Annotated in this window: 1 pseudogene; it reads left to right on the top strand. The window is 66.7% G+C overall.

The features are described 5' to 3' along the window. Positions 1-237 (top strand): annotated as a pseudogene (locus tag SB756_RS35275) (exonuclease SbcCD subunit D); the annotation flags it as partial.

The following is a 237-nucleotide window of genomic DNA, read 5'->3' as shown; positions in this document are numbered from 1 at the left end:
CGGGCTCGCGCATCGAGTTGCCCGCCGCGTTGATGCGCCGCCTGCGTACCCATGCGCTGGGCCGTGTGCATTGGCTGGACGAAGGCCAGCTGGATGCCGAGCGCCTGTTGATTCCACTGACCAATGGCCGTGGCAAGGTCGCCGCCTGGTGCCTGGCCATGCCCTTCCTGCGCCCGGCCGAAGTGACTGGCCCGCACCTGGGTGACGACTACCTGCAAGGCATTACTCAGGTACATC

The organism is Pseudomonas sp. SIMBA_068, from assembly GCF_046534705.1.
Lineage (GTDB): Bacteria > Pseudomonadota > Gammaproteobacteria > Pseudomonadales > Pseudomonadaceae > Aquipseudomonas > Aquipseudomonas putida.
This window is presented reverse-complemented; position numbering and strand designations above follow the sequence as displayed.